The sequence below is a fragment of the Halomonas sp. genome, from assembly GCF_033549285.1.
GTDB lineage: Bacteria > Pseudomonadota > Gammaproteobacteria > Pseudomonadales > Halomonadaceae > Halomonas.
Genome location: NZ_JAWSUJ010000116.1, coordinates 1 through 11,282 on the forward strand (window position 1 = coordinate 1; position 11,282 = coordinate 11,282).

Below are 11,282 nucleotides of genomic sequence, written 5' to 3' on the forward strand. Positions count from 1 at the left end.
CGATGCGCTGATCAAACTCGACAAGTACGCCGTGCTGGTGATCGACGACATCGGTTACGTTAAGCGCAGCGAAGCCGAGACCTCGGTGTTGTTCGAGCTGATCGCTCACCGCTACGAGTCGGCCAGCCTTATCATCACCGCCAACCAGCCGTTCAGCGCCTGGGACAGCATCTTCCCCGACAGCATGATGGCCGTGGCCGCCATCGACCGGCTGGTGCACCACGCCACGCTGATGGAGCTGAGCGGAGAGAGCTACCGGAAACGCGCCTACCAGCGTCAACTACAAGGAGGAAAAGCCGTGTCGTCAGGCTGACGACAACTACCCCCAACCGGTCATTTTAAATGTCGCCGACCGGTCAAAGTAGTTGACGTCGCATACACAGCGAGTCGTTCCGATCAAGATCAGCTAGCACAGCAAGCCGTTCGGCTTTACGCATGTGGTGATGGTAGCGCCGGTAACGTACCTGTTCGCTGCTGTTGGATGCCAGGGCCGCCATGGCCATGGCGCGATGGGCGGCAGCACGCGCACGATGGCTGCTGCGATGGGGGTATGCTGTCGGATAAACCATGGGTAGGACTCCCGGAGTTTTAGGAGCCGTCCCCGCTGTCGCCAAGCAGTGATGGGGGCGGCCGTACGCGGGTTGGCGAACCGACACTCCAGGAGCCGGCAGACCCGAGGGTCTCCCACGCACGACCGCCATAGATACATGTCAGGCATAAAAAAACGCCAGCCATGTAAGGGGCGCTTGTGCGCCTGGAGTGATTACGGGTCGCCAAACCCGATCGAGGAATTTGCCTCGACAATCACAACTTAGCAGGGATTTCGCTGCGTGTAAACTGATCCCGCCGTGCAAGCTCCAGCGAGCCTTGTGGGGCAGGCACGCATAATGCTGATCCCCGATCCTGTTCAACTGGAAGGGCGGATATCACGGTCACTGTAGTGACCTGGCCAGCTCCCGTGAAAGACGTTCACTCAAGTCGCTGATGCATGCGGGTGTGACCAACGGCGCAGAGACGTATCAGGAGAGTGACTCTCCTGTCCGGACATGTGTATCGTCTGGTAAGCATGTTCTGTGTGTAGTGGTCAAGTGATTTTGGCCACCGTATTTTGAGCATTCCAGTAGTTCTTTTCTGCTACATTCGGCGGCAGTCCATCGTTATGCCTGTGCGGCCTTAGGCTGCTGTAGTAACCGATCATATAATCAGTTACAGATTGCTTCGCCGACCCAACATTGGGGTAGCCAATCTCTGGCATCCATTCCGTTTTCAGACTCCTGAAGAAGCGCTCTGTCGGGGCATTATCCCAGCAATTGCCACGGCGACTGAGACTCTGCGTCATCCGATATCGCCAGAGCACCTGCCGGAATGCCAGGCTGGTGTACTGGCAACCCTGATCCGAATGAAACAGGATGTCCGGTGGCTCTCCACGCGATTCGTAGGCAATGGTCAGTGCCTTCTTCACCAGCTCCGTATTCGGAGACAAAGACAATGCCCAACCCACGGGCTTACGGGCATACAAGTCGATGACTACCGCCAGATAAGCCCAGCGTGCCCCTGTCCAAATATAGGTAATGTCGCCAGTCCATACCTGATTGGGCTCCTTTACGTCGAACTCCCGATCGAGAAAATTCGGGATATCCAGGTGCGGCTGATCAGCCTTCTTGTAGGCGTGGCTTGGCGGCTGTGAACTCACCAGCCCCAACTGCTTCATCCGTCTGCTGGCCCGATAACGACTCAGCGGTGTTCCAGCCTGCGTGACCATTTTGGCGATGCTGCGAGCGCCGGCAGAGCCGTTACTGACGGTATGCGCCTCGACAACCTGATCCAGCAGCTTCTGCTCAGTTTCACAGGGCCTTCTGTCCCGGCTACGCCAGGCCCGGTAGCTACTGCGATGCACCCCAAACACCTGACACAAGTGCTGCACCGCATAGCTCTCTTCAAGTCGCTCGATTATCGAGAATTGCTCAGGGAGTCCGACATCAAGAGAGCGGTAGCCTTTTTTAATATTTCCTTTTCTTCCTCCACCCGCCGCAGCTTGCGCTTCAGTTCCTGAATCTCACGCTGTTCCGGCGTCAGAGCTTCACCTTTCAGCGGTGCCTTGCCTGCCCGCTCAGCCCGAAGCCTGCGTACCCAATACTCCATGGTGGACTTGCCAACTCCCATGGCCTCACACGCCGCCTTCAGCGTGTAACCCTGATCGACCACGAGCTGGGCCGCCTCCAAGCGAAATTCCGGGCTGAACGTTCTCTTCTTCGTCATCATCTGCACCTGACTGTCTCTGTGAGTGATCATACACTCAAAACCAGGTGGCCAGATTCACTATGCCACTACAGTGAGCCAATCCACCGTCGTTGTCCGTACACTATCCACTTTCACTATGAGCGTGAGCCATGAACCAAGAACCCGAACTGATCCAGAGTCCACTCAACCAGTCGATTACTCGCGAAGGTCATTCCTTGCGGGTCGATATCTATCGCATGGAAGACGAATCCACCTGGTTGCTGGAAGTGGTTAACGAGCAGGGCACTTCACACGTCTGGGACGAACGCTTCACCACAGACCAGGAGGCCCTGAATGCCGTTCACGAGGCACTGGCAGACAAGGGCATCGAGGTCTTCATTGATTGAGTGACCGCCTTCGTCTGTCGCTTTTCTGCTCGTTGATCTGACAATCATCCTGGCCCTTCGCCGACAGCATCGAAACAAAGGGCCTCACATGGTTTTCCTCACTTCAGGCAGGAGCTTTACGGTTGGACCATGTTGTGTGAAGAGCATGGCTGTGGATCAACCCCAGTGAATGGTTATAGGTGTGCAGCAGGGTGTTCACGTGTCGGTGACCGATCAGCTTGACCAACTGACCGATCAGTGTGCCTTTCTCGATTGCCTCATTGCCCTCGGGGCCACACAGATATGTGAGGAAACGATCAAGTGCTGCAGGCTGGAACATCCAGTGGAATCGATAGTGCATTGACTCGCGGAAATCCGCATGCTGTGCAGCATGCAGGCGCAGTTGCCACCAGGAGGCAGCGCAATGGCGCAGCCCGTGGAAATCAACGCCGGCCCCCCACTGTTGACGAAGCCATACCAGCAGCGGATCAATCAGGCCCTGGCGACTGTAAGCCTGAGGGCTGAACAGCGGACCAAAGAGACCGATATCTCTCAGGGCGTGTGTCGGCGCAACATCGCGTCGTGTGGTCCACCATCGCGCCAGGCATTGTATAACATCAGGTGGCGCCAACAGGTGGAGGGGAATACGTCGCCTGGCGGCGGGTGTCTTGCCCTGACGGATATAGACCCAGCACTCGACCATGGATTCGGTGCCGGCCTGTGCTGGAGAGTTTCGGCCACGGGCGAAGACGCCATGCAACGCTGACCATTCGCCATTATGATCCGGGTACTCGATTCGCACGTCGCGTAGTGTCAACTGGCAGACCTCTGAGGCCCGCAGGCCAGCGTAGTAACCCAGGGCTAGGGCCAGCGCGAATTGCGTATTGGTCTGGCTGGGATGCTGATGGCCAACCAAGGTCCTCCAGGCCTGGTCCATCTGCTCCGGGTTCACCATCCGTGTCCGGCGGGTCGAGATGCGGGCCTCGGAGGCAGCAGGCGATATAACGTCATCGAGGATGCCATAGTCCTGGCAGAAATCTACGAACATGCCCATCGTCCGCAAAAAATGTTGTCTGGTGTTATAGCCCCAGCGCTCATACGACTGCCCCTCATCACAGAGTTCGTCGATGCTGTCCTGATCCCAGCCGGGCACATCCGCGATGGCATCATTGAGTAGCAGCGGTGGCGGCATCAATCGTGTCAGGAAGGTGCGGACACTGGAGATCTTGTCCCCTGCGACGACCAATCGGTGGCAGGCGAATGCGACAAGCCAGTGCCCGAGGCTGTCTTCGGTTCCCACAATCTCGGTGAGCCGCTCTGCCGTCTCTTTGCGTAGTTGCTGAAGGGGCTCACGGTATACCTTGGCGCTCAGCTTGTTAATCGTGGTGAGTGTCGGCAAGGTACGCGAAAACTCTGCGACGGCATGGCGGAGGGCAAACGCTTGCTCTATGGAAAGCGGTTCCACGCTGACATCGGTCCCGCCGGGGGCCGTAATGGCGAGATCATCCGTTTGGAGCGTTCTAACCTGGCTATCAGAAGGGAGAATCTTCTCATTGTCATTACGGCTGTCTGCGTCTTGGTCATGATGGTGTGCATGGTGATTGCTGAACCGGCCACCTGGAGCATAGCGTCCTCGGTCAACCCCCTGCGTAATGGGTTCGCGTGAGTCGGTGGGTAACGGGTAGTTCGACAGGATATCGAGCCAAACGGACGCCATGCCCTTGCGTTGCGCTACCAGTGGCGCGTAACGGCTCATCGTGAGCCAACCCGAAAGGCGCTTCAGCGTGGCGTGTTGATCGGGATACTGCTTTTTCATCTCCTTAATCATGGCTTTGGCAGCATGATCCAACCGCTTGCGTAGCTGTTGCTGACGTGTCTTGAGCTTGGGGATTTCCTTTCCGGGGCTTTCCAGTGCCAACCAGTCGCACTGGTTGCCCGACGCTTCGTGCAGCAGATGTTTGAGGGGATCAATCACGGCTCTTGGCAGAGTGAGCGAGTAATAGCCCATTGGCTGGTTGATCGGATGTTTATCTAAAGCGCTGTGTTGCCGCATTGGCCCGTTGCCATCCAGCCCTTGTGTGTCACGTTCTGAGGCCTTTGCGGCGCGGCCGTCTTGCCGCTGCGATGGCAGGCGGATCAAGCGGTCAGTTTTGTCGACATGCCGGGTACCCAGCATGGCCAGGGTACCAAGCACAACTTCCTGACCCATGCCCAGCCGGGAGCCGAGGCGCACGGCCAGCGTCAGTAGCCAGCGATCTTTGTGTTTCGTATGTTGCCGCCAGTCATCGAGGTGGCGATCCACCATTATCATGGCCGCCAGTCCTTGTGCCTGCTCTACGGATGAAGGTGCATGGCTGGGTCGAGGCATTAGCACCGCTCGGGTCGGCAGCAGGATAGTTAATCCGGGCAACGCGTTAAGAGAGGCGATAATTGCCTCTGCCCGGTGAACGTGTGTGCGACGCCTTGGCGGTGTCTGCTGATGTTCCTTGACCCAAGCATATAGCTCATCGGTGATCTGGCGGACGGCAGTTGCCATCACCATGCCACGTTCGTTGATATGCGCAGGAAGCCGTTCGCAGATTTCTCGGACCAGTGCCGCGCGATCCTCGCGATCCAGTCTGAGCAGGTCCGCTTGTGGCAACTGAACATCGGCGCTTTTGCGTTTGAGGTCACTGTGATCGCGGTTCAGATGATTGAGGAGATCGTCTGAGGTCATTTTAGTAGCGGAGAGCATGTTGCAGAGAATTCCTTTTCAAAACTTGGTATCCGGCATCCTTCAGCAGGTCTGAAATGATGGTTTGCCAAGGCCCGCGTGCAGGACTGATGGCAGAGCTGCTGGGCCCTGCCTGCCGAAAACCGTTGACATGGCCGAGCATGGCAGCCAGTTGGGCGTCCGGGAGTAGGCCCCGACAATAGGTAGCGACACTATGGCGGGTGATGTTGCGAACGGCATCATCAGGTATCAAACCCTCTACATTGCGATTCGGTTGCAGGTTGCTCATCCATTTGATGAATGGCTTGTGGCTAATCGGGATAACGGCCATGGTTGCCTGATGCGTCCAGTTGATTTCGGCGAACAGCGAGTATTCACCCGGGCTGCGGCGGTCTTTTACCTCATAGCCACGCCGTGTCAACCAGTCCGTCGCGTCGGCGACGAGCCTGCGATGTTCGTCCAGGCACGTCAGCAACTCTTTGGCCGCAGGAATCCATCGGCTTTCCTGCGCCTTCGGTGAATCCTTGTCCGCCAACCACAAGTGTTCTTCGACTCTCTCACAGCGGACATGCCTCCCGTGCGGGCGGCAACCTGTAGTCAACAACATCACCAGGTAACCGTGCGCCGCTGATGTGGCCACAATATCAAGCAGGGACTCTGGTGAGGGCTCTCGAGGGTTACTGGGACTCATGAACCGGCGGGTTGCCTCTCGCATCCCTTGTCGCAGCCAGCCAAACCACGCGCTAAATGCCGTGACGGGGACCGCTCGGTGTGAACCTGTCTGCCAACTGTCCGCGCACATGTAGGGTGTCGTGATCCAGTCATAATGGCTTCCTTCGAGCCAGTCTGGGTAGGGCGATGAGATCAGGCTGGGCAACAGGCATTCCAGCGCCTTCTGAAAGATGTCATTGAGTTCACCAGGTGCAAGTGTTCGATAGGCAGCAGGTGCGGCCAGGCTGATCCCGAATCTTCCGCTTAGCGCTTTTGCAGCCACGTCGTCCTGTGCTAGAGGCCTTATCAGCATCCAACTGCTTGCGCCCAGACGGGCAATTGTCGCCGGTAAACCGGGATTGCCAGATATGTCGCGTGCGTTGCGAGTGAGTCGCAACCTTAGTTTCTTGGTCGCGCCTCGAAGAGGTCTGTTTCCGTGTTCGGCAACGGCTTTTTTCAGGGCCTCACTCAGCGCAGGGGGCAGTGAGAGGATGACCCAGAGATGGTCATTGTCTGTCATTACTGCCTTGCTGGGACCGTCCAGTAACCGGTAAGTCAACAAAGCGCCGTCCATGATCACCTGTGGTGCGTCACTATCTGGACGTTTCTCCAGTGATAGATCCGTGTTTATTTCGAGCGATGTCAACCTTTCCAGAGGAATCCCAGTGCACAGTAGGAGCAGGCTCAGTGACCATTGTGCTGGGTCGTGCCGGCAATCGATCAACACGTCAATCAGCTGTCCGGCGGTCAGCCGGTGGATGTCGGTCATCGACTTTAGTGTATCAACCAGTGACATCCGCTGAGCATGCTGGACCACTCGGCGGTCATCGTCGATGGTCATAGTACTCGGCTTGGTGCGTTGAAGAGTTTCGATATGCTCATCGGCACCCTCGCCATCGGTTGAGGATTTTGAGTGGGCTTCAAACCGATAAGGGCCACGTTCAGTTAGTCCGCTGATTTCACCCTCCGATCTTGCCTGTTGTTGTCGGTCCTGGCGCTCCATTGAAGACGTATGTGACTGTTTTTCTTTTCTACGGTCGTCACGTTTTCGCAGGCTAGTGAGAATTTCGCCGTCGAGATCCTTGTCCCTCTTTGATTTTCGTTTACCTCTACGTTGTGAAGGCCGGTTTCCACTGTGGGCTCCTGGAAGACGTGCGGTAGTATCATCGTGGATAATGCTGTTCATTCCGCGAAATAGGCGCTGAAACCTAGCGATATTTCTTGGAAGATTTGCTGGTATGTTGGAAGAGACGTTGGTCATATACTGATTTAGTAGACCAATAAGGTAGCGATCGTCCGCCTCACCGACAGGGCCTGGTAGATTTTTTTGTGCTATGGTAGAGAGAGCATTGCGGGTATTCACAATGTCTTCGTACAGAGTTGTAGGGTGAGCATCATGCCCGGCATCCGAGAAGTATTCGCTCAGCATTCGGCGGCAAGCCTGGTAAAGTGATTGATTCAGTGAGTTAGTTCCAGTGATATGGACCATGGCTGTATATAGTGGATGGCTGGAAGCAGTATTGCGACGTTTTTCCGTCTGGATAGGCAGTTGTTCGACAAGAGGTTCTACCTGGATTGCAGTAGTAACCTGATTATCAAACAGATAGTAGCTCAGGGCCTGCCGGGCATCGGATTGGCTGAGTGGAGGGAGTGCGTAGCGAATGCCAGCTTTGAGAAGGGCCGCTTCACTCTCTGATAGCGTAGTGATTTTTTCCAACACATATTTCCACTCCGATAATATCGCACTGGGAAGCTGGTGTAGTGAATTTGATGTATGGGGCATCAGCAAATATCCTATGTGATTAACCGCTGCGAGGCAGATAGGCATCGCAGCGGTGTGGGGCATATCAAGCTGCCAGTGATTCTATCATCTCTGTCTTGTATTCTGAGATCGAAGATTCTGAAATCTGTTTCGAGCAGAGCTCTCTTATATCACGGAGCCGCAGATTTTTTCGATCAAACAACTCATTAGCTAGGGCTTTTTCCAGGTTCGGGTTCTCCATGATCGTTTTGACCACATCCTGCCAACTCGGGGTTTTCTCGTCATAGCGAGATGCCTTGTTGTAACAACACCAGGCCCGATCTCCCTGCCAGAAACGCGCCACTAGAACCTGCGGGGCCGTCAGGCTCGTGATGTCGATCACATCTACATATACCTGTTGCTGAGGATTCAGCATGTCCGTCAAATCGCTCACCAGTTCCCCGTTCAGCACTTCGATGTCACCACCCTCATGACGAAAGCCGGCCGGCCGGGGGGAGCTGATATCGATGGGCTGGTCGATGAACTTGCCCTGTTCATCACCCAGATTCAGGTCCTGAAGGCTGACGATGGCCGTGTGCGTCTCGACGACGAGCCTTCCCTGAGTCATTAGTGATACCAGGCGTGTATGGATCAGTTGCATGAGCGGTGCTCCCTGTGTGTTGGGTTATCGGCACCTCGGTGCCTGCCCTTAATACAGGGGTCACCCGGAGCGGTTTTGCGGTCCCGTGCGCAATTTTTTTTACCGAAATGTGTGTGCGTATGTATCTGGTGCGTTGCTCAAGCGTCATGTAGCAGCTTTAACGTGCTGATATAAAAGAATTTTCTATGGTTTTTCCTGGAGTGGTGCCGAAAAGGAAAATTCATCGCTGTGCAGCTCCGACGTCGACGGCCGGGTCCTGTATGTCTCGTCGCTGTATCCCCCCGGCTTGGCCGGGTAGCGAGGTGGATTGTCTCGCGCAGTTTCACATCCGCCCCCTCCTACCTGTGAGCAGTGGTGGATCGCCTGCGATGGGTCTCGTCACAGTCGGTGCTAGGGGCCTGCCTGCTGGCTTGTCGCTGCCTTGAGCGCGATGTCGTTTTCCCCAACTTCGGAAGGTCGGCGTTGGCAGGGGAGGGTGGGGGAAATGAAACGAGTCGGTTTGGGGGATAGACGGGATGGGCTACTACTACCTACCGATAGGCACAGGTGGGGGAAGCGTCGCCGTTCGGGGCTGATGACACGGTGGCTGATGGTCAGACGGCGCAATGGGTGACCAGTGACGTGTCGGTGGTGAGCAGCCCGAGTAGCCGGCCTTGCCCACGCCGGCGGACCGAGTAGTGGCAAGACATCGCCGTTGCCAATCCAGTGCCCGCAGGCCTGCTCACGAATCTGACCGGGATCGACAGCGGCTGAGCGCGGAAGCCGAAACCGTCCAAGGCGCGCAGGGACGGGAAGAGGGCGATGCTCAGTCCCATCTGGATGCGCCGCTGCTCCTGGTGGACCACCTCCTGCTCATACAGGTAGACCCACGTCACGCGCAGAGCCAGCTCTCGGGTTGCGGCCTGGTCGAGCAAGGTGGTCGAGTCGCTCGCGGTTGGCGGACATTTCAGGGGCGTCAGCATGGCGTCCAGATGCTCAATGCCTGCAGGCCTCATCACCAGTTACCTCCCACCACGGTCTCGTACCCGTTTCGGTCGCGCTGCAGCGCGGCCGGCGGTACCAACTCCGACGGCAAGGTGACCACGAACTGGCTGGACGCCGCGGCGTCCAAGGTGTTCCCTGGGGCGGCCAGTAGCCGACGATTACCAGCAGGTTCTCCGGCAGTCAGCGCGCCTGACGGCCCCGCCCAGCTCCGGATGGCGGACTACCTCACGGCCCACATGGTGCACCCGCAGTTAGCTCTCTGACACGCTGACCTCAACCGGCTCGCCGATCAGCCGTCAAGGCACGCCGTAGCGGTTGGTGTCCACCTCTAGCGTGGCGTCGAGCTGTACGCGACGGGCCAGTTCAAAAGGCGTGTGGCCGTTTAGCGACGGCAGGCTGGACCGCCTGGCGGCGAAGCGAGGGGGCAACGCCGGCCGGGGCGAGAACGCCGATACCTGGATGCCGCACCTGGTGCGGCGGCTCAACGAGAACCACGGGTCCACGGTGCGGGTGCGCATCGATATGGGCTTCACCGACAACGACACGCTGGAGGCTGGAAGATCGCCACACCGCGAACCAGGGCCGACTGCGCAGTCACTCGGCGCTTCAGTAGTTGGCGGTGCCGTACCTGAGGGGGCCGCTGGGCCGGCGCCCCGGGCAGCCGAGGGAATGGTGTTATGACCTGACGTACCAGCTGGGGTCGTGGCCGACGCCACGATGCGTTGGGCTGGTGGTGCAGGAGCGACCCGATAATCCGCTGCTGCATTCTTTCTTCCCAGTCACCAACCTCGGCAAGTTCGACTGGCCACCGGCCAAGTTCCTGGCGCTCTACCGCAAGCGCGGCAGAGCAAAGGCGCACATGGGCAAGGAAGTCGGCGCTTGATGTGCACCTATCCTCGACGGATCGCGGCGACTCCACCGTCTAGGACGTGATGGCCCCCCAACGCGGTGAGCCTGCTGCTCAGCCGCTACGCCTACCAGGTTCTGCATGGGCAGCGGCGCCTGATAGAGACTCGGACGCATCAGGGGGGAGCTTGATCCGGAGCGCGAGCAGGTGCGCGAGGTCGCGGCGACGTTGTCGCTACAGCTCGGCGCGTCATGGTTCACTTCGGCGATGCCGCCAAACGATGGTGGCCCACCTTACTGCAGGGGCTGTCTCGGCTTAGGGCCCCGGTCTGACTCTCGGCATCACCATGATCCAATACGCGGTTATAAGCAGCCGGATGCTGCTGAGGCAGACCGATGCCGGCAGCGACTGGCTTCAAAACGATCGTTCGGCACCACGATATATGATGTGAGATAGCGACGGATACATAGGAAGTGCGGCACAAATGAAGTACATTTAACATTAGTATATGTTGATATAAACATTCTATGTTTTTCACTTTTATAACAATGATACCCTGCCGAGATTAAGAATTGTGTTTGAAACGAGTGTTTATGAAATTAGCGAGATATTTTAGACTCAACTCCTAATCATGATTAGGAATTTTGCGTCACTAAATTTCAGAACTGAAAAAATCTCAATAGCGCCGAATGCCTTTCAGTTCTGAAGCGGACACTTCGAAACTGAAAGGCCAGCATCGGTGAATTTCAGTTTCGAAACAAAGCCAATAGCGCGCCAGGCCGTTCAGTATTGAAGCCCAGCCTTCAGTTTCAAAAAATTTGGGCGTGCGCCGGTAAGCGCGAAATTCAGCACGAAAGGCTCTAGGACGGGGCTTGTGGCGGGGTAGGGGGGGAGTTTCGATAATGCCCCTTATCATCTCCAAGGAATGTTCAGAATCGGTGTGCTAAGTGCCTAATCTAAAGTTTTCGTGCATAATGTGTGTAGGATACCTGACACGGACGGAACCATGGCAAGGCGCT

Annotated in this window: 7 protein-coding genes and 1 pseudogene; 3 read left to right on the forward strand and 5 right to left on the reverse strand. The window is 56.8% G+C overall.

Going from position 1 to position 11,282, the window contains the following annotated elements; all coding sequences use genetic code 11:
- Positions 1-313: ATP-binding protein (locus tag SCI24_RS18690; protein ID WP_318726810.1), on the forward strand; the 313-nt coding region annotated here is incomplete at its 5' end.
- A 771-nt stretch (positions 314-1,084) separates the two neighbouring features.
- Here SCI24_RS18690 and SCI24_RS18695 read toward each other — a convergent pair.
- Positions 1,085-2,259, reverse strand: a protein-coding gene (locus tag SCI24_RS18695; RefSeq protein ID WP_412930197.1) for an IS3 family transposase whose coding sequence is annotated in 2 segments (ribosomal slippage) — positions 1,085-1,995 and positions 1,995-2,259 — 1,176 coding nt in all. Because the reading frame shifts where the segments join, the coding sequence is not laid out codon by codon here.
- Positions 2,260-2,390: 131 nt separating this feature from the next.
- Here SCI24_RS18695 and SCI24_RS18700 point away from each other — a divergent pair.
- Entirely contained in the window at positions 2,391-2,627 is a 237-nt protein-coding gene (locus SCI24_RS18700; RefSeq protein WP_318726812.1) for a hypothetical protein, read from the forward strand.
- Positions 2,628-2,730: 103 nt separating this feature from the next.
- Here the strand turns inward: SCI24_RS18700 and SCI24_RS18705 are convergent, their stop codons facing one another.
- From SCI24_RS18705 to SCI24_RS18720, 4 genes are all read right to left on the reverse strand, one after another.
- Positions 2,731-5,340 carry a hypothetical protein gene (locus SCI24_RS18705; RefSeq protein ID WP_318726813.1) on the reverse strand — a complete coding sequence of 870 codons (2,610 nt, stop codon included), beginning with the start codon at positions 5,338-5,340 and terminating at the stop codon, positions 2,731-2,733.
- A complete protein-coding gene (locus SCI24_RS18710) occupies positions 5,324-7,813 on the reverse strand; it encodes a hypothetical protein (RefSeq protein ID WP_318726814.1) in 2,490 nt (829 codons plus the stop codon). Before SCI24_RS18710 ends, SCI24_RS18705 begins: the two co-directional genes overlap by 17 nt.
- A gap of 64 nt (positions 7,814-7,877) precedes the next feature.
- The gene (locus SCI24_RS18715; protein WP_318726815.1) at positions 7,878-8,432 is read right to left on the reverse strand and encodes a hypothetical protein; all 555 of its coding nucleotides are present in this window, start codon (positions 8,430-8,432) and stop codon (positions 7,878-7,880) included.
- Between the two features lie 593 nt (positions 8,433-9,025).
- Positions 9,026-9,394, reverse strand: coding sequence for a hypothetical protein (locus SCI24_RS18720; RefSeq protein ID WP_318726816.1), 369 nt, complete (start codon positions 9,392-9,394; stop codon positions 9,026-9,028).
- Positions 9,395-9,833: 439 nt separating this feature from the next.
- On the opposite strand from SCI24_RS18720, the pseudogene SCI24_RS18725 reads away from it, so the two are divergent.
- Positions 9,834-10,595, forward strand: a pseudogene (locus tag SCI24_RS18725) (transposase); the annotation flags it as partial.
- Positions 10,596-11,282 lie beyond the last annotated feature (687 nt).